Origin of the sequence: Sinorhizobium mexicanum, assembly GCF_013488225.1 — a bacterium.
GTDB lineage: Bacteria > Pseudomonadota > Alphaproteobacteria > Rhizobiales > Rhizobiaceae > Sinorhizobium > Sinorhizobium mexicanum.
This window is the reverse complement of the sequence record NZ_CP041238.1, coordinates 3,544,687-3,561,813: the sequence shown is the minus strand read 5'-3', so window position 1 is coordinate 3,561,813 and position 17,127 is coordinate 3,544,687. Positions and strand designations below refer to the sequence as shown.

General features: G+C 62.0%; 17 protein-coding genes. 4 read left to right on the top strand and 13 right to left on the bottom strand.

The genetic code is table 11. The features are described 5' to 3' along the window. Positions 1-2: 2 nt before the first annotated feature. The 4 genes from FKV68_RS16815 to ftsE all read right to left on the bottom strand — a co-directional run bounded on the left by FKV68_RS16815 (position 3) and on the right by ftsE (position 3,522). Positions 3-788, bottom strand: coding sequence for a lysophospholipid acyltransferase family protein (locus FKV68_RS16815; protein ID WP_180938942.1), 786 nt, complete (start codon positions 786-788; stop codon positions 3-5). Between the two features lie 175 nt (positions 789-963). Next, positions 964-1,665, bottom strand: a complete 702-nt coding sequence (locus tag FKV68_RS16810) for a YdcF family protein (RefSeq protein ID WP_180941543.1) — start codon at positions 1,663-1,665, stop codon at positions 964-966. 197 nt (positions 1,666-1,862) lie between these two features. Further along, positions 1,863-2,870, bottom strand: a complete 1,008-nt coding sequence (locus tag FKV68_RS16805) for a cell division protein FtsX (RefSeq protein ID WP_180938941.1) — start codon at positions 2,868-2,870, stop codon at positions 1,863-1,865. After that, positions 2,863-3,522 carry a cell division ATP-binding protein FtsE gene (ftsE, locus tag FKV68_RS16800; protein ID WP_167528349.1) on the bottom strand — a complete coding sequence of 220 codons (660 nt, stop codon included), beginning with the start codon at positions 3,520-3,522 and terminating at the stop codon, positions 2,863-2,865. The genes FKV68_RS16805 and ftsE overlap by 8 nt, the downstream gene beginning before the upstream one ends. A 338-nt stretch (positions 3,523-3,860) precedes the next feature. Here ftsE and FKV68_RS16795 point away from each other — a divergent pair, with 338 nt between their 5' ends. The 3 genes from FKV68_RS16795 to FKV68_RS16785 all read left to right on the top strand — a co-directional run bounded on the left by FKV68_RS16795 (position 3,861) and on the right by FKV68_RS16785 (position 5,789). Next, positions 3,861-4,490: a hypothetical protein gene (locus tag FKV68_RS16795; RefSeq protein WP_180938940.1), complete on the top strand. Its 630-nt coding sequence runs from the start codon at positions 3,861-3,863 to the stop codon at positions 4,488-4,490. 68 nt (positions 4,491-4,558) lie between these two features. Next, a complete protein-coding gene (hpt, locus tag FKV68_RS16790) occupies positions 4,559-5,104 on the top strand; it encodes a hypoxanthine phosphoribosyltransferase (RefSeq protein ID WP_180938939.1) in 546 nt (181 codons plus the stop codon). A gap of 325 nt (positions 5,105-5,429) precedes the next feature. Then, positions 5,430-5,789 carry a response regulator gene (locus FKV68_RS16785; RefSeq protein ID WP_180938938.1) on the top strand — a complete coding sequence of 120 codons (360 nt, stop codon included), beginning with the start codon at positions 5,430-5,432 and terminating at the stop codon, positions 5,787-5,789. A gap of 94 nt (positions 5,790-5,883) precedes the next feature. Here FKV68_RS16785 and FKV68_RS16780 read toward each other — a convergent pair whose 3' ends face one another. The 4 genes from FKV68_RS16780 to argH all read right to left on the bottom strand — a co-directional run bounded on the left by FKV68_RS16780 (position 5,884) and on the right by argH (position 11,910). Continuing rightward, positions 5,884-8,559, bottom strand: a complete 2,676-nt coding sequence (locus FKV68_RS16780; protein ID WP_180938937.1) for a TIGR02302 family protein — start codon at positions 8,557-8,559, stop codon at positions 5,884-5,886. A gap of 249 nt (positions 8,560-8,808) precedes the next feature. Continuing rightward, positions 8,809-10,077 carry a diaminopimelate decarboxylase gene (lysA, locus tag FKV68_RS16775; RefSeq protein WP_180938936.1) on the bottom strand — a complete coding sequence of 423 codons (1,269 nt, stop codon included), beginning with the start codon at positions 10,075-10,077 and terminating at the stop codon, positions 8,809-8,811. Positions 10,078-10,091: 14 nt separating this feature from the next. Next, positions 10,092-10,289, bottom strand: a complete 198-nt coding sequence (lptM, locus tag FKV68_RS16770) for an LPS translocon maturation chaperone LptM (protein WP_180938935.1) — start codon at positions 10,287-10,289, stop codon at positions 10,092-10,094. Between the two features lie 217 nt (positions 10,290-10,506). Next, complete coding sequence (gene argH / locus FKV68_RS16765; protein ID WP_180938934.1) at positions 10,507-11,910, bottom strand: argininosuccinate lyase; 1,404 nt, start codon at positions 11,908-11,910, stop codon at positions 10,507-10,509. A gap of 25 nt (positions 11,911-11,935) precedes the next feature. Between argH and tlpA the strand changes: the two genes are divergently transcribed. Beyond that, positions 11,936-12,631 carry a thiol:disulfide interchange protein TlpA gene (tlpA, locus tag FKV68_RS16760; RefSeq protein WP_180938933.1) on the top strand — a complete coding sequence of 232 codons (696 nt, stop codon included), beginning with the start codon at positions 11,936-11,938 and terminating at the stop codon, positions 12,629-12,631. 59 nt (positions 12,632-12,690) lie between these two features. Here tlpA and FKV68_RS16755 read toward each other — a convergent pair whose 3' ends face one another. The 5 genes from FKV68_RS16755 to FKV68_RS16735 form a co-directional block, all read right to left on the bottom strand. Continuing rightward, positions 12,691-13,563, bottom strand: a complete 873-nt coding sequence (locus FKV68_RS16755; RefSeq protein WP_180938932.1) for a 3-hydroxybutyryl-CoA dehydrogenase — start codon at positions 13,561-13,563, stop codon at positions 12,691-12,693. A 157-nt stretch (positions 13,564-13,720) separates the two neighbouring features. After that, positions 13,721-14,650 carry an electron transfer flavoprotein subunit alpha/FixB family protein gene (locus FKV68_RS16750; RefSeq protein WP_180938931.1) on the bottom strand — a complete coding sequence of 310 codons (930 nt, stop codon included), beginning with the start codon at positions 14,648-14,650 and terminating at the stop codon, positions 13,721-13,723. Between the two features lie 25 nt (positions 14,651-14,675). Further along, positions 14,676-15,425, bottom strand: coding sequence for an electron transfer flavoprotein subunit beta/FixA family protein (locus tag FKV68_RS16745; protein ID WP_180938930.1), 750 nt, complete (start codon positions 15,423-15,425; stop codon positions 14,676-14,678). A 291-nt stretch (positions 15,426-15,716) separates the two neighbouring features. Next, on the bottom strand, positions 15,717-16,508 hold the full coding sequence (locus FKV68_RS16740) for a rhomboid family intramembrane serine protease (protein ID WP_180938929.1): 792 nt from the start codon (positions 16,506-16,508) through the stop codon (positions 15,717-15,719). Between the two features lie 30 nt (positions 16,509-16,538). Continuing rightward, positions 16,539-17,111 carry a cob(I)yrinic acid a,c-diamide adenosyltransferase gene (locus tag FKV68_RS16735; RefSeq protein WP_180938928.1) on the bottom strand — a complete coding sequence of 191 codons (573 nt, stop codon included), beginning with the start codon at positions 17,109-17,111 and terminating at the stop codon, positions 16,539-16,541. Positions 17,112-17,127: the final 16 nt, after the last annotated feature.

Genomic DNA, 17,127 nt, shown 5'->3' with positions numbered 1-17,127 from the left:
GCTCAGGAGGCCTGGCCGAGTTCGCGCAGTCGCTGCTTTGCGGTCGGCGGCAACGGGAGCTGCGGATTGGCCTTGACGGTTTCGACAAGCAGTTCATCGCTTGCAGCCTCGGTCACCTCGACCAGCTTTTTCAGGAAGGCATCCGGATCCATCCCTGCCTCGACCGGCGGCAGGACGCGCACCTTGAAATGACCGGGGAAGCGCAGGAATTTGCGTCGCGGCCAGAAGAGCCCGGGATGCATGGCAACGGGCACGACCGGGACCTTGAGATCACGGTAGAGGCGGGCGATTCCGTATTTGTATTCGGGCGGTGCACCCGGGGGGCGACGCGTGCCTTCCGGATAGATGATCAACTGCCGCCCGGTCGCCATCTCGTTCTTGGTGCGCTCCATCACGTCGGTCATCGCCTTGCCGCGTGCCGCGCGGTTTACCGGCACCATGCGTTGCTTGATGATGTACCAGCCGAACAGCGGTATCCAGGTAAGCTCGCGCTTGAGAATATAGAACGGATCGTCGAGCCATGGCAGGAGCGCATAGGCATCCCAGAAGGACTGGTGCTTGGGCGCGAAGATGTAGGGTCCCTCCGGAATATTCTCCAAACCTTCGATTTCGAACGTCGTGCCGACGATCTTCTCCAGAAGCCAGTGATTGCTGCGCACCCAATTCTTCGGCACGAACCAGGCCTTCTTGCGGGGAAGAATGAAATAGATCGGCGTCAGCACGATCATCTGGACGATCAGATTGGCATAGAAGACCAGATTGAAAAGGATCGAACGCAGGATGATCATCAGGTGGCTCTCGATGCGGACAACGGCGCCGCGCGTCTCAAGACGCGCCTGACGCTATAGAACTTTGAATTGCTGCCTACACGAATATGTCGCCGAGGAAAACCGCCGCGACGGCCCGGCAGGCTTTTCCCCGCGCAAAAGTCGTCGTGGCATTCCGGGCGGGGGCGCCCCCTTGTTACTCCTCGGCCGGGGTAACCCGAGAGGCGAGGGCCGCCCTCAGGCCATTCGTCGGACGCGCACCCATCATGTCGAGCAGCGAGGCGACGGAGTATTTGCCGTATTCGAGCAGAATGGCCTTGAGGACCAGCGGGTTGCGCAGCCAGTTGGTCGTCTTCAAGTCGGAATTGACGACGGGATAGGCGATGAATTCCGTGTCAGGCTTGGCGCGGCGCAGTTCCAGGAGGCTGCGCGGCATATGATAATTGTTGGTGACGACGAGCACGCTTTTGTAGCCGCGGTCGCGGATCCACTGCGCGGCCTCCGTGGCGTTGCCGATCGTGTCGATTGCTTCATGCCCGATGTCGACGCAGCATTTGAAGAGATCGGCGGAACTCTGCGTATTGCGGCGTATCTGGGTTCCCGTCGTGGTCGGATGGACGCCTGAGATCAGCAGCCGCTTGCCTGCTCCCGATTTCAGAAGATCGACTGCCTGATCGATCCGCTGGAAACCGCCCGTCAGAACGACGATTGCGTCGGCCTTCGGACGAGCGGGCGGCTGTAGCGACGCAACGGTGTCCGCAAATTGCAGGAAGCCGGCGATGAAAACGGCAAGGAAAATGAGCAGCACGAAAAATGTCCGGCGCAGAAGCTTGCGCAACAGGCTGCGGGACCGGCGGCGGCGCGCGGCCCGCTCCCGCCAGTTGTCCCTCTCGGCCATTCGGCGCTCGCCCAATTCTCGCACCATCATGATTCTCTTCACTTACAGCGCCGCGCGTCGAGTCGGACGCGCAAAGATCGCCGTAGCACTTTGAATTGCTGCATGATTTTGTCCTTAAATCGATTCCGATTTAAGGAATCATGCAGTAGCCGCAGATTGCGGCAGGGAATAGATGGAGTGAAGGCGATTCATGACTGTCAGCTTTGATAGGTGTCCGTCCGGCCAGGATCCGACCGAATGAGATCTATTTCGTAGATCGTCCGCATGACTGTAAGGCGCGCCGTCAGAGTCGTCAGCAGGGCGATGACGATTATGATCGCAAAAATGCCGAGATAACCGGTATATCCGATGGCAAATCGGCCGAACAGCGCGGTTGCCTGGTCTGATTCGGGCGTGGCGAGTGTCCGAGATTGCCAGAAACTCGCCATTGCGAACGAAAGTGCGGCCAAAAGACCGCCGGCGCCGGCCCCTTTCAGGCTGATTCGCAGGAAGTGCTTCTGGAACTCTGAGGCAACGAAACCCGCTTCCGCGCCGACGAAATGCAGCACTTCGACGATGTGACGATTCCCGGACAATGCGCCGCGGGTCGCGAAGACGACGGTGAGCACCATCGCCGAGAAAACCAGCGCGAGCACGCCGCTCCCGATCATCGCGGTGGTATTGGCCATTGCCACCAGGCGGTCGACCCAGGTGCGATGATCGTCGAGGAAGGCTTGCGGGATGGTTTCCGTCAACGCCTTGCGCATGGTGGCGAAATCGGGCGGGTTGTTCTCGTCGATCGTAATGACGATCAGCCGTGGCACGGGCAACTCGTCGAGGTCGAGACCCTCGCCGAGCCACGGCTCGAGCAGCCGGGCCGTGGCGGCCCGATCGACAATCTTCCCGCCGGTCGTGCCGCTGAAGGTCAGAGCCAGGTCGCGCGCATCGGCGAGCGCCTTTTCCATGTCGAGATTGTCGTCGGGCTTGATCTGGATGGTGATTTCCCGCGAGATCTGGGACTGCCAGCTTTGCGCCGTCGCCCTTACCATGCTGACTCCACCGAGCGTCAGGCAGGCGAGGAAGGACATGATCGCGATGACGCACATCAGCGCGTGACCGGAAACATTGGCCGAAGGCACGATCGGACCTGTCGGGCGCACGCGCATCTCGGCGCGGCGCTGCTGCTGCTGTTCGGTTTCGCGGCGGGGGATGCTGTTCTCATTCATAGATGTCGAGCCGCCCCTGAGACAGGATCATGCGCCGGGCCTCGACCTGGTCCATCAACGACAGGTCGTGAGTGGCGATCACCACCGCCGTTCCAAGCCGATTGAGCTCAAGGAAGAGGTTCAGCAACCGGCGCGCCATCGGCGGGTCGACGTTGCCTGTCGGCTCGTCGGCCAGCAGGATCTCCGGCCGGTCGATCAGGGCCCGGGCGATCGCCGCACGTTGTTTCTCGCCACCCGAAAGCACCGGGGGCAAGACGTTGATACGCTCGCCGAGGCCGACCCATTTGAGAAGTTCGAGCACATCCGCGCGGTAGCTTGCCTCCTCCTTGCCGCGCACTCGGAGTGGCAGGGCGACGTTCTCGTAGGTGGTCAGGTGGTCAAGCAGGCGGAAGTCCTGAAAGACGATGCCGACGCGCCGGCGCAGCATCGGGAATTCGTCTCTCGGGATGGACGAGATGTTGCGATCGAACATGCGGATCAACCCGCGCGTCGGCTGCAGCGACAGAAAGAGCAGCCGCAGCAAGGTCGTCTTGCCGGCGCCCGAAGGTCCCGTGAGAAACTGAAACGACCGGCGTGGAATGTCGAATGTCAGGTCCCGGAGGATTTCCGGTCCCATGCCATAGCGCAAGCCGACGTTCTCAAAGTGAATCAATGGGACAGCCCAGTCTCTCGTCACGACCTTCGACATCCGCCGCCAAGTCGATCGCCCCCGTACAGGACAGCAAGTCCGCCAAGGCAAAACCGTTTGCGGCACGGCGGTTAAGCGGCGGTTAACTTTCCATGAAAAGGCGTCGCTTTCACGGCTTCTTTCCGAAACATTAACCATTTCGGTTTACGTGTCGTCAGGATTTGATGCAATGCCCTGTTTCTTGCACAGGCCGGTTACAGGCATTGCCCGCAAGCTCCGCTCAAGGCTGCCGCCGGTCGAGCTGCCGATCCGCGCGCACGATGCTCCGGGAGGAGCGACGGAGTGATCCCGAGGGGGAACCCATGCAGGCATTTCGCTCAAGAACCGCCGCACGCATCGATCTGCTTCCTCCGGAACGTGAGGCGCGTCCAAGTGGCGCGACGGCCAGAAACCTCGACTATGTCGATGCGGAATTCGAGACCATTGCCGTCGCCGCTCGGCCCAGCCCTTATCCAGTCTTCAATGACAACCGGCGAGCCACGCGCCGCAGCGCAAAGCCTGCGCGGCAGGTTCTGACGGTCGTCGAGGCCAGGTTGCGCGGCATGCCGCGCCGCCAATTCGCCGGGCTGGTCAGCGGGCTCGGCCTTGGGGTGTTCCTTCTGATCGCAGGCCTTTTCGGTGGAGGCCAGGCAGACACTCAACCTCTGTCGATCGGAGGCGTCACGACTTCCTTCGACTATGCCGGCGGCATGCGTGTGCTTTCGGTCTATGGAAGCATCGACAACCGCTCTGGTACCGAACAGCGTCTGCCGCTTGTCGTGGTCGACGTCAGGAGCAACGGACGCAAGGTGACGGCAACGCGTTTGATGCCCGACGGCGCGTCGATTGCACCCGGCGAGAGCCGCCATTTCGCTGCCCGCCTTCCCTATACGGGCGGAAAAATGCCCAAGGTGACGGTTTCTTTCGCCGAAAACAGTGTTTCTCGGCTCTGATTGTGCTAAGCGGCGCCTGAGAGGAAGGCGGTCCTTGTCTTCCGCAATGAAGTCCTGGAGAGCCCCGTATGCCCGTCGTCCGCGGCAAGAACATCGAAGTCCTTTATAGCGCCGAGACGATTGCCGCCCGCAATCACGAGCTGGCCGACGCGATCGTTCGCGGCCCGCATAAGGATCTGCTGGTCATTTCGATATTGAAAGGCTCGTTCATCTTCGCGGCCGATTTGATCCGTGCCATGCATGATGCCGGACTTGCTCCCGAGGTCGAATTCATCACGCTGTCGAGCTACGGCACGGGAACCGAATCCAAGGGCGTGAAGATCACCAAGGATATCGACAGCGACGTGCACGGTCGCGATGTGTTGCTGATCGACGACATTCTCGAGTCCGGCCGGACCTTGCGTTTCGCGAAGGATCTGCTCCTGGAGCGCGGCGCGCGCAATGTCACGATCGCCGTTCTCCTGGACAAGCGGATGAAACGGCGGGTCGATCTGGAGGCCGATTATGTCGGCTTCGAGTGCCCGGACCATTTCGTGGTCGGTTATGGCATGGACGTCGCCTACGCCTTCCGCGAACTGCCATTCGTCGGGGTCGTGACGGGTGACGCTGAGTGATACTGCAGCGCGCCGGTCTTATCGAACATGTAAAGGTCGCCGCATTCCTTTGAATGCTGCATGGTTTTTTCTTGGATCGGGACCGTCCAAGAAATGACGCGCCGCCTTTTCTGAAAATCGACGCTGCCGCGTTTACCGAAAGCAAACGAAAAGCTGGTTGTTTGGAGGGGCGCCACGGCTTCGGCCATGCCGAAACGTGGCGTCGGCATATGCTCGAAATCGATAGCGGTTTCAGAAGGCATCATGCTCGAGTTCAACGAGATGAGCGTCCTTTGCCAGTCCAAGGGACGCATGCGCTCTATGGGAGCGAACACGGGAGGCCATGATGGCGAGAATCCTGATTACCGAGGATGAGGATGCCTTGCGCTCATTTGTGGCGCGCGCATTGCGACTCGATGGGCATGAAACGGTCGAGGCGGGGGATGGAGCCGATGGACTCGCTCGCCTTCAAACCCAGGCCTTTGATCTGCTTTTATCCGACATCCGCATGCCTGTGATGGACGGCATCGAATTGGCGCATCAGGCATCCGCCGCTTTTCCCGCGCTCAAGATCCTGTTGATGACCGGCTATGCGGAACAACGCGAGCGGGCGGACGATCTTTCGGGGAAGGTCGTCGATGTGATTTCCAAGCCATTTTCGCTGCCCGACATCCGCAAGGCCGTCGCCTTGGCGCTCGTCGCCTGACAGCCATCCCGACTTCCGGCCTTCGCCGCTTCGCCGGCGGCGGCCGGTTGCGTGCGTCCTTCCATGTCCGTCGCTACTAGCGGTTCTGCAGTGGTCAACGCATATCGAGCAGGCGTTCGAGATATTGCCGCTCGGCTTCCGGAGACAGGCTGTCGCCGAGCTTGCGGCGGATCTCATCAAGGATCTGGCGAGCGCGTTGCGTATCGATTTCGTCCGGAACCTTGACCTGGTCGCCGAAGTCGGGGCCAACGTTCTGCTGACGACGGCCGAGCGGGTCACGTCCATTCTGGCCGTACTGCGGAACGCCCTGTCCAGGACCCTGCTGCCCTTGGGCCTGCATCTGGTTCATCATGTCCTGTGCGCCTTCGCGCAACGCCTGCAACGCCCGGCCCTGACTGCCGACAGCCTGCTCGCCCTCACCCTCGCCAAGAGCCTCGGCCGCTCCCTTCATCTCGCGCTGTGCCTCGCCGAAGCCCTTGCCGGGCTTGACGCCAAGCTGCTCGAGGCCCTTCTGCAGTTCCCCGAGTTGCTTGCCGAGCCCATCCTGCTGCTGCCTCAGTTGTTTCAAGGCGTCCTTCAGCTGCTCGGCGGTCATGTCGTCGAGCGGGTTGGGCTTGCCGTTGGGATCGTTGCGCTGCCCGGGATCCTGCGGCATGTCCTGACCAAAGAGCTCGTTGTCTTCATCCTGTAACGGGTCGCCCCGTTGCATGCGGTCGCGTAGCGCCTGGTCCAGTTTGAAGGTCTCATCCATCAACTGTTGCTGCTGCTGCATCAACTGGCCGAGCTTGTCCATCTGCTGACGCATGGCGTTGTTCTGCTCGCCCATTTGCTGCATGCGCCCGGCCTGCAGGTTGTTCATCATTCTTTGCAGTTCGGACAGGAGTTGGCGCGCCTCATCGCGCGAGCCGGAGCGGGCCAGGTTTTCGATCTGGTCCATCATCTTCTGCAGGTCCTGCTGGCGCAGCACGTTGTTCTGATCGGGGTTAGCCATGCGCGGATTTTTCGCCGCTTGCTGTGCAAGTTGCTGCATGTATTCCTGCATCGCCTGGCGCAATTCCTGCATCAGCTTGGCGATCTCTTCGTCGGACGCATTGCGGTCCAGTGCGTCGGAAAGCGCCTGCTGAGCGTCGCGCAGCCGCCGCTCGGCGAGCGACAGGTCTCCGTCCTCGATGCCGAGAGCAATCTCCCAGAGATGATCGGCTGCGTCCCGGAGCATGTCGTCGTTACGTGCGAGCGCCATGCGCGTGCGCGCCGATTGGATCAGCAGGAAATGCGTAAGGTTGGGAATCGTCTCCTCCGCATAGAGCGTCAGTGCGTCGTTGAGATCGATGGCGCGCGGAAGATCGTTGACATTGAGCGCGAAGATCTGTCGTTGCTCGGCAACGGCGGCCGCGAGCGGTTCGAAGAACTGGCGCGCCGGAAGGATCACGTCCTGCGGCACACTTCGGCCTTCCTGGCCGGCGGCATCGCGGGCGACCAAGGTGATGCGCACACGCTTCCCGGCGAGCGGATGCTCGCTGAGGTTCCGGCTCGTCGTTCCCTTGGCCTCACGGGCGTTGCGGCGCGGCAGATCGAGACGGTACTCGGGCGGAGGGTAGAGCGAGCGGGCGCCGGCAGGCAGTTCATCCAGCGGCTTGATATCTGCCCAGGCCTGCGAAATCCCGTAGTCGTCATGCGCAAGGAAGCTTATTTCGAGCGATGCGTTCGCGGTCGGGCGCGGCGCGCCATCGAAAGCGATGTCGGGGACGCTGTCCGGCGTGATCTTGAAGTTCCAGCTTTGACCGCCGACCGAAAGCGTTCCGTCCTTGGTTATCTTGTAGAGATGGTTGCGGACGCCGTTTCGCGGCATCTGCGCGGTTTCCTGCGGCTCCGTCTTCGGCTCCGATTTCGCCTTGTCAGCGGAAGCCGGAATGGTGATCGGTCCTGTTCCACCGGATTCGGCATAGCTCACACGTGCCTCCGGTCCGGCGCCGGTTATCCTGACGGTCAAATCGCTGAACTGCGGCACGGTGAAGAGGGCCTTTTCCTGCTGTGCTGGGGCCGTATCCTGCGATGGCATGTCTTGCGACGCCACGCCTTGCGACGCCACGCCTTGCGAGGCCGTGTCTTGTCGGCCAGTCAGGAAAATCGGCGCGCGGCCCGTATAGGCCGGCGGCGTCACCCAGGCGTCAATGCGGATGTCCGCCGCGACAACCTGTTGCTGGGGCAGCCGGAAAGCGTCGGTTATCAGCCCCGCGCGGTTCGAATAGGAATAGGCAAATGCAATGCAGGCAAGAAGCACGGGGACCGCCCTGAGTGCCCAGGGGTCATGCCGCGCGATGTCGGGGCGCGGAAGGCCGGTGTCCAATGCGCGGACCAATCGAGCCATGCGCGCCTGATGCTCCCGCCAGAGCGCTGCCCCGAACGCTCCCTCCGTCGCCGGCGTGTCGTCCTGGACGCGGATCGCCTGATGCGGCAAGTCGTTGCGCTCTTCGAGCATCCGGTCGGCATCGGGGTTTTCCGGCCAACGGATCCGGGTTAGCGGCAGAAGCGAGAAGAACAGTCCCGCGAAAAAGGCGAGAAGGGTTGCAGCGTGCAGCCACAACGGCGCAACGCGGAAGAAGCCGAGCCAGCCGGCGGAAAGGAACAGGAGAACGATCGACGCAGGCATCAGCGCGCGCGGCAGAATCTGCTCCGCCAAAAGGACCAAGCGGGCGAAAAACCTCTTGGTTGCCAGCATCCTGGCAAACGGCTTCGGTTGTGGCGTGTCATCCCGCCGGAATTGCGTCATCCGCCCAAGTTCCCTTTCGGTCGCTCATGGTCGCCCTTCTGCATGTATGCTTAAATCGCAGCCGATCAAGGATAAAACATGCAGCAATTCAACGTGCTACAGCGTCCGTTGTGCGTCTGGCAACGCGCCGCGCCGTAGTGATCCTCGCACCGCAGGATAACACCGTTTGTGGCGAAGACGAGGGCGACAACAAATCGTGATCGCCGCACGGCTTTGCGGCGTCTCCGCCAGAAACCGAACCAGAGCGGTTCAGTCGAGCCACTCCGGCACCGAATCGAGGCCGATCAGGCTGTCATAGTCTTGGCGCGGCCGCACGACGTGGAAGCGGTCGCCCTTGACGAGCACTTCCGGAACGAGCAGGCGGCTGTTGTAGGTACCCGACTGCACCGCGCCGTAAGCACCGGCCGAGCCGATTGCGAACAGATCGCCCGGTCTCGGCATCGCCATCTCGCGATCAAGCGCAAGGTAGTCGCCGGTTTCGCAAACGGGGCCCACCACGTCGGCCTTGATGCGCGGTGCGTTGGCGGCCGAAATCTTCACCGGCCGGATTTCGTGATAGGCCTCGTAGAGGGTCGGGCGGATCAGGTCGTTCATCGCGCCATCGACGATGACGAAGGTCTTGTCACCGCCATCCTTCACGTAGACCACTTCGGTGACGAGAATACCGGCGTTGCCGACGATCAGCCGGCCGGGTTCGGTCACGATGCGGCAGTTAAGGCCCTTGAGCTGGTTCTTGACGATGTCGGCATAGGCATCGGGCAATGGCGGCGGATTGTTGTCGTCCCTGTAGGGAATGCCGAGACCTCCGCCGATATCGACGTGATCGATCACATGGCCATCAGACCTGAGGGTATCGACGAGTTCGCGCAGCAGCTTGAAGGCATCGTCGAACGGCTGCAACTCGGTAATCTGGCTGCCGATATGCATGTCGATGCCGGTGACCTTGATGCCGGGCAGGGTGGCGGCGTGGGCGTAGACGCTGCGCGCCCGCTCCCAGGAAATACCGAACTTGTTCTCCTTCTTGCCGGTCGAAATCTTCGCATGCGTGCGGGCATCGACGTCCGGATTGATGCGGAAGGAGACGTGCGCCTGCTTGCCGGCCCTTAGCGCCCGCTGGTTCAGGACCTCCAGCTCCGGTTCGGACTCGACATTGAAGCAATAGATGCCCGCCTCGATCGCGAAATCCATCTCGCGCGCGGTCTTGCCGACGCCCGAAAACATGATCCGGTCAGCCGGCACGCCGGCGGCAAGCGCGCGCCGGAGTTCGCCTTCGGAAACCACATCGACCCCCGCGCCGAGCCGGGCCAGAGTCTTCAGCACGGCCTGGTTCGAATTGGCCTTCATGGCATAGCAGACCATGGCATCAACATCGGCAAAGGCCTGGGCGAAGACCCGGTAGTGGCGTTCCAGCGTTGCGGTGGAATAGCAATAGAAGGGTGTTCCGACGGCTCTAGCGATGTCCGTTACGGGGACATCTTCGGCGTAGAGAATTCCGTCACGGTATTCGAAATGGTTCACGGGTTTCGCTCGGTTCAGAGGAGGGGATCAAGCAGGAAGGGCCGGTCCTCTACCGTAGCCTTCTCTTCGACGGTTCCGGCCGGCGCTTTGGTGTTGATCGTCGTGGCGCCCGGCCTGTCGAGATCGCCCTTACGCCCACAACCGATGAGAACCAGCCCGGGGATAGCGAGCACAAGCGCAAGCCGGGCTGCCTTCGTCAATGTCATCGTCATTTTCCTTTGCCGGAACGGGAGCCGAGTGAGTCGGAGCGGGCGGGTCTTCCGGCCCCGCTCTGGAGCGATGTCTTATCGATTTTTCAGGGCCTTGTGCACCCTCTTTCTGCGCTGGCTCAAGCGCGTCGCCTACAATGGGAGCCAGGCGACACGCTTAGGTCTTTGCTGGCATGCATGTCGTTGTCCGAAACCGCCGCACACTTTCGGGCGACATGCATCAGTTGCGGGCCCGCCACCAGGCGATCTGCTTGCGCACTTCGGCAGGGGCGGTGCCGCCGAAGCTGGTGCGGCTTGCGACCGAAGCCTCGACGGTGAGCACGTCGAAGACCTTCTCGGTGATCGCGGCATCGATCGACTGCAGGTCGGCGAGCGACAGATCGGCGAGATCGCAACTCTTCTGCTCGGCAAGCGCCACGGCGCGGCCGGTCACATGATGGGCGTCGCGGAAGGGCAGACCCGCCTCTCTCACCAGCCAGTCGGCAAGGTCGGTCGCGGTCGAATAGCCGGAGCCGGCCGCAGCCTTCATTCGATCGGCACGCACGCTCATGTCGCGCACCATGCCGGTCATTGCAGCAATTGCCAGTTCGAGGCTCTCGGCGGCGTCGAAGACTTGCTCCTTGTCCTCCTGCATGTCCTTCGAATAGGCGAGCGGCAGGCCCTTCATCACGGTCAGCAGTGCAATCAGCGAACCGTTGATGCGACCCGTCTTGGCACGCACGAGCTCGGCGGCATCGGGGTTCTTCTTCTGCGGCATGATCGACGAGCCGGTCGAAAACGCGTCCGACAGACGGATGAAGCCGAATTGCGGCGTCGACCAGATGACGATCTCTTCGGCGAGACGCGACAGGTGTGTCGCCGCGATCGAGGCGATCGAAAGGAACTCCAGTGCGAAGTCTCGGTCGGAGACCGTGTCGATCGAGTTGCGGGTCGGCTCGCGGAAGCCAAGCGCCTTTGCCGTCATGTGCCGGTCGATCGGGAAGCCGGTGCCTGCCAGAGCGGCGGCGCCGATCGGGCTTTCGTCCATGTGCTCGATCGCATGGCGGACGCGCGAGCGGTCGCGGCCGAACATTTCGACATAGGCCATGCAATGGTGGCCGAAGGTGACCGGCTGCGCCGTCTGCAGATGGGTGAACCCGGGCATGACTGTATCGGCATGTTCTTCGGCGCGATCCAGGAAGGCCGCGATCAGCGCCGTCAGCGCCTTTTCGGTTTTCTGCAGTTCTTCCTTCACCCACAGGCGAAAGTCGAGCGCGACCTGGTCGTTGCGCGAGCGCGCCGTGTGCAGCCGGCCGGCAGCCGGCCCGATCAGGGTTGCCAGTCGCGCTTCAACATTCATGTGAATGTCTTCCAGGCGCCGCGAGAATTCGAATGCACCGCTTTCGATCTCTGACAGGATCGTGTCGAGACCGTGAACGATCTTGTCTTTGTCTTCGGCAGAAATGATGCCTTGATGCGCCAGCATGGTCGCATGCGCTATTGAGCCGCGGATGTCCTGGGCATAGAGCTTCTTGTCGAAGCCGATCGAGGCGTTTATCTCCTCCATGATCGCATCCGGGCCAGAGGCGAAGCGCCCGCCCCACATCTGGTTGGAGGATTTCGTCTCGGAACTGCCGTCAGCCATGAGGATGCCCGCCTTGGAGAATGAAATGCCAGACCAGAAGAAAAGCCCCCTGGCCGTCAGGTTGTTCGCGCTCGCCGCCCTTTTCGGCGTGATCGTCGGTGCGGCTGCGGTATACGTGAAGGAGACGGGGTCTGGCAATGCCACAGGATCCGGCGACCGCGCTGCGACGCAAATGGCGGATGGCGGGAGCTGTCCACAAGCCAAACAGAAGGTCGCCTCGCTGACCCCGTTCATGAAAGGCCAGGTCGCCGCCATGACGCCGGCGGCCGATCCGCGTCCGATCAGCAGTCTCGATTTTAACGGCCCCGATGGAAAACCGCTGACCCTTGCCGCTTTTTCCGGCAAGACGATCCTCATGAACCTTTGGGCGACCTGGTGCGTGCCCTGCCGGGAGGAGATGCCGGCGCTGAACGGACTGCAGAAGGCGCTCGGTGGCGACCGCTTCCTGGTCGTCGCGATCAACATCGATACCGGCGACGACGAAAAGCCGAGAGCCTTCCTCGATGAGGTCGGGGTTCACGAGCTCGGCTACTACCGGGATGCGTCGATGAGCGTGTTCAATACGCTCAAGAAGGAGGGCCTCGCTTTCGGCCTTCCTGCGACCCTGCTCCTCGACGAGAAGGGCTGCCTGATCGGGTCGATGAACGGTCCCGCCGCCTGGGACAGCCAAGATGCGAAGGGGCTCATTCAGGCAGCGTTGGGCGCGTCGGCCGGCAGCTGAGGGTTATCGATTCATAAGTTGAGACGCGGGATGCGGGCGGAAAACCGCGCACGCTTTTCCTAGCGTGTCGGAATTGGCACGTCGCCGCGATAGTCGTAGAAGCCACGGCCAGACTTGCGGCCGAGCCAGCCGGCCTCGACATATTTGACCAGCAGCGGACAGGGGCGATACTTCGAGTCGGCCAGGCCGTCATGCAGGACCTGCATGATCGACAGGCAGGTGTCGAGGCCGATAAAGTCGGCCAGTTGCAGCGGCCCCATCGGATGGTTTGCACCGAGCTTCATCGCCGTGTCGATGGCGTCCACGGTGCCAACGCCCTCGTAGAGGGTGTAGATCGCCTCGTTGATCATCGGCAACAGGATGCGGTTGACGATGAAGGCGGGGAAATCCTCGGCGACGGTGACGGTCTTGTCGAGATGAGCGACGAACTCCTTCGCCGTCTTGAAGGTTTCTTCATCGGTCGCAATGCCGCGCACCAGTTCCACCAGCTTCATCACCGGAACCGGGTTCATGAAGTGGATGCCCATGAAATGTTCCGGCCGATCTGTCGCGGACGCGAGGCGCGTGATCGACAGCGAGGACGTGTTGGTTGCGAGAATCGCTTCCGGCTTCATGATCGGGCAAACCTGGCCGTAGATCTTGCGCTTGACGGTTTCGTCTTCCGTTACCGCCTCGATCACAAGATCGGCTTGGGAGAGATCGTTGATGTCGGCGGAACCCTTGATCAGGGAAAGCGCCTTCTTGCGGTCCTCGTCGGTCATCTTGCCGGAGGAAACTTGACGGGCGAGATTGCCGTTGATGGTCGCAAGCCCGGCCTCGATGCGGTCCGCAGCAAGATCGTAGAGCTGCACCTTGTATCCGGCGACTGCCGAAACATGGGCAATGCCGCAGCCCATCTGACCAGCGCCAATAATTCCGACCGTCTTGATCATCGAAGCGAACACCCATCTTCAAGAGATTTTCGGCAGCCTTGCAGCCGCAGATAAAAAAATACCGGGCCGCTTGGGCCGGCCCGGTACGATTGTTAATGCCAAGCACGCGCTTTTTCCAGCCTTTTTCATGCCGGAGGCAAACGCGTTTTACGTGTGGTTACAGCGCCTTTTCGAGTTCCGGCAGGACGTCGAAGAGGTCGGCGACGAGGCCGTAGTCGGCGACCTGGAAGATCGGCGCCTCCTCGTCCTTGTTGATCGCGACGATCACCTTGGAATCCTTCATGCCGGCGAGATGCTGGATCGCCCCGGAAATGCCGCAGGCGATGTAGAGGTCGGGGGCGACCACCTTGCCGGTCTGGCCGACCTGCCAGTCGTTCGGGGCATAGCCGGCATCGACGGCGGCGCGCGACGCGCCGACGGCGGCCCCGAGCTTGTCGGCGACCGGCAGGATCACTTCCTTGAACTTTTCCGACGAGCCGAGCGCCCGGCCACCGGAGATGATGATCTTCGCCGAGGTCAGTTCCGGCCGGTCCGACGACGACAGCGCATCGGCAACGAAGCTCGAAACCCCCGGATTGGCGGCGGCCGCAACCGTCTCGACCGCGGCCGAACCGCCCTCGGCGGCCGCGGCAAACGAGGCGGTGCGCACGGTGATGACGCGCTTGGCTTCGCTCGTCTGCACCGTCTGGATGGCATTGCCGGCATAGATCGGCCGCTTGAAGGTGTCGGCGGAGACCACCTCGATGATTTCCGAGACCTGGGCGACGTCGAGCAGTGCAGCGACGCGCGGCAAAACGTTCTTGCCGACCGAGGTGGCGGCGGCAATGATGGTGTCGTAGCCGCCGGCCAGCGCGACGATCGTTGCGGCGAGCGGCTCGGCGAGGTTGTTGGCGAGCGAGGCGTCGTCGGCAACGAGCACCTTGGCAACGCCGGCAAGCTTTGCCGCCTCATCGGCGATCGCCTTGATGTTCGAACCGGCGACCAGCACATGCACGTCGGAGCCGATCTTGGTGGCCGCGGTCAGCGCCTTCGCCGTCTGGTCGGAAAGGTGGGTGGTGTCGTGGTCAGCCAGAAGCAGAATGGCCATGGTGTTGTGCTCCCTTTCCTGAAACTTACAATACGCCGGCTTCGCCCTTGAGCTTCTCGACGAGCTCGGCGACCGACTTGACCTTGATGCCGGCCTTGCGGCCGGACGGCTCTTCCGTCTTCAGCACCTTCAGCCGCGGCGAAGTGTCGACGCCGAAATCGGCCGGGCTCTTCTTGTCGAGCGGCTTCTTCTTCGCCTTCATGATGTTCGGCAGCGAGGCATAACGCGGCTCGTTCAGCCTGAGGTCGGTGGTCACCACCGCCGGCAGCTTCAGTTCGACCGTCTGCAGGCCGCCATCGACCTCGCGCGTCACCTTGGCGCTGCCGTCGGCGATCTCGACCTTGGAGGCGAAGGTGCCCTGGGCCCAGCCGAGCAGCGCCGACAGCATCTGGCCGGTCTGGTTCGAATCGTCGTCGATCGCCTGCTTGCCGACGATGATCAGCCCCGGCTGTTCGGCTTCGGCGACACCCTTGACGATCTTGGCGACAGCGAGCGGCTCGACCTGGTCCTCGGTCTCGACCAGGATCGCCCGGTCGGCGCCCATGGCCAGCGCGGTCCTCAGCGTCTCCTCGGCCTTGGCCGGGCCGACCGACACGACGACGACTTCGCTCGCCTTGCCGGCTTCCTTCAGCCGCAGCGCCTCTTCGACCGAGATCTCGTCGAACGGGTTCATCGACATCTTGACATTGGCCAGCTCGACACCGGACCCATCCGCCTTCACCCGGATCTTGACGTTGAAGTCCACCACACGCTTCACCGTGACTAGGATTTTCATGGATTCATTCCCTCCAAGAGCTTTCGCAGGAAAATGCCCCTTAACAGAGCTGCCTGATTGTCGGTTGGCGACATCGATACGCGTTTTTTCTCCAATTACAATCGCCGCCCGCGAAGCTAAATCGATATAACGTCGAGATTTCGAGTGACGTTTACGTACACGTCATATGTGCGCCTGACAAGAGGTGGAGCGGGAAACGTCGAATGGCTACGCCTTTCTCGCCTGCGAAACAATCAACATATTGAAATTGTGCTCCATATTGGCGCGGATATTGCGCGCCAGCATCGGCCCTCAGGTCGGGCGCCCCCATGGAGTAGGCGGTTTTCGGGCGCTTACAGTGCTTGCGTCGACCGCTTCGGGTCGCTCCGCACGATGCTCGACGGCGCGCGGAGTGACGATCGTGCGATCGAAAAGCGGAACGCCGCGGCGTCGCAAAATGACCACCAGCAGAAGCCCCGCAACAATGCCGCCGACATGAGCACTCCAGGAGACACCGCTGCCGGAGTCGACCACCAGCATGTAGAATTGCTGGCCGATCCAGAACGCCAGCGGGATCGCCGCGGGGAGCGGCAACGGAATGCGGAAGAGGACGAGAACCCACACGCGCACCTTCGGATGCAGCAGGAAATAGGCGGCGACGACGCCCGAGATGGCGCCCGAGGCGCCGATCAGCGGCGCTTCCGAGGCAGGATCCAGCAATCCGTGCGCAAGCGCGCCCGCAGCGGCGCACAGCAGGTAGAAGACGAGGAAGCGAAAATGCCCGAGCGCGTCCTCGACATTGTCGCCGAACACCCAGAGAAACAGCATGTTCATCGCCAGATGCGAGAAGTCGCCGTGCAGAAACGAATAGGTGACGAACGTGAATTGATCGGGAACGATGACAAGCGACGGATCGAGATCGGCATACTCGAAGACAACGGCAGGGATGTAGCCGAGCCCGAGCACGGCCGCGTTCGCGAATTCTTCCGTGGCGATCGGGCCGGTAACCAGCCAGACCGCGACGTTCGTGGCGATCAGTGCGATCGTCACGTACTGCATGCTGATGTGCTTTAGCGTGTTGCTGTCGTGAAGCGGTATGAACATGCGGCCCCCGAGCGCGATTCTTGACGAACGTTATCTGTTCTTGCCCGGAACCCAAAGCACATCGGCACGTCCCTTGTCATTTGCCCAGCGAGCGGCAACGAAAAGGAAGTCCGAGAGCCGATTGATATAGGAGATCGCGTCGCGGCTGACGATCTCACCGGCAGCAAGGGCGACGATCTGGCGTTCGGCGCGTCGTGCGACGGTGCGGGCAACGTGCAGCGCCGCGGAGGCCGGGCTGCCAGCCGGCAGAACGAAGGACCGCAGGGGTTCGAGATCGGCATTGAGGCGATCGATCTCGCCCTCGATCCTTGCGACCTGGGAGGCTGCGATCCTCAGCGGTTCATAGTCCAGCTTCTCGCCGGTGTCTGGCGTTGCAAGGTCTGCTCCGAGGTCGAAGAGGTCGTTCTGAATGCGCATCAGCATTGCGTCGAGATCACCCATGTCGCCGGTATGCAGGCGCGCAAGGCCGACCAGGGCGTTCGCCTCGTCGACAGTTCCATAGGCCTCGATGCGCAGGTCGCATTTCGCGCGGCGTGGGCCGGAAACAAGTCCGGTCGTGCCGTCGTCACCTGTTCTCGTATAGATCTTGTTGAGCCTTACCATGGTGTCGTCGCCCCTT

What these genes read in the sequence shown, in the direction of transcription:
- FKV68_RS16795 (WP_180938940.1), top strand. Translation starts at nt 3,861, where the DNA reads ATGCAGGCATTTCGCTCAAGAACCGCCGCACGCATCGATCTGCTTCCT.
- FKV68_RS16745 (WP_180938930.1), bottom strand. Translation starts at nt 15,425, where the DNA reads ATGAAAATCCTAGTCACGGTGAAGCGTGTGGTGGACTTCAACGTCAAG.
- FKV68_RS16735 (WP_180938928.1), bottom strand. Translation starts at nt 17,111, where the DNA reads ATGGTAAGGCTCAACAAGATCTATACGAGAACAGGTGACGACGGCACG.
- FKV68_RS16740 (WP_180938929.1), bottom strand. Translation starts at nt 16,508, where the DNA reads ATGTTCATACCGCTTCACGACAGCAACACGCTAAAGCACATCAGCATG.
- FKV68_RS16780 (WP_180938937.1), bottom strand. Translation starts at nt 8,559, where the DNA reads ATGACGCAATTCCGGCGGGATGACACGCCACAACCGAAGCCGTTTGCC.
- FKV68_RS16785 (WP_180938938.1), top strand. Translation starts at nt 5,430, where the DNA reads ATGGCGAGAATCCTGATTACCGAGGATGAGGATGCCTTGCGCTCATTT.
- FKV68_RS16755 (WP_180938932.1), bottom strand. Translation starts at nt 13,563, where the DNA reads ATGATCAAGACGGTCGGAATTATTGGCGCTGGTCAGATGGGCTGCGGC.
- hpt (WP_180938939.1), top strand. Translation starts at nt 4,559, where the DNA reads ATGCCCGTCGTCCGCGGCAAGAACATCGAAGTCCTTTATAGCGCCGAG.
- FKV68_RS16805 (WP_180938941.1), bottom strand. Translation starts at nt 2,870, where the DNA reads ATGAATGAGAACAGCATCCCCCGCCGCGAAACCGAACAGCAGCAGCAG.
- argH (WP_180938934.1), bottom strand. Translation starts at nt 11,910, where the DNA reads ATGGCTGACGGCAGTTCCGAGACGAAATCCTCCAACCAGATGTGGGGC.
- tlpA (WP_180938933.1), top strand. Translation starts at nt 11,936, where the DNA reads ATGCCAGACCAGAAGAAAAGCCCCCTGGCCGTCAGGTTGTTCGCGCTC.
- FKV68_RS16810 (WP_180941543.1), bottom strand. Translation starts at nt 1,665, where the DNA reads ATGGCCGAGAGGGACAACTGGCGGGAGCGGGCCGCGCGCCGCCGCCGG.
- lptM (WP_180938935.1), bottom strand. Translation starts at nt 10,289, where the DNA reads ATGACGATGACATTGACGAAGGCAGCCCGGCTTGCGCTTGTGCTCGCT.
- FKV68_RS16750 (WP_180938931.1), bottom strand. Translation starts at nt 14,650, where the DNA reads ATGGCCATTCTGCTTCTGGCTGACCACGACACCACCCACCTTTCCGAC.
- FKV68_RS16815 (WP_180938942.1), bottom strand. Translation starts at nt 788, where the DNA reads ATGATCATCCTGCGTTCGATCCTTTTCAATCTGGTCTTCTATGCCAAT.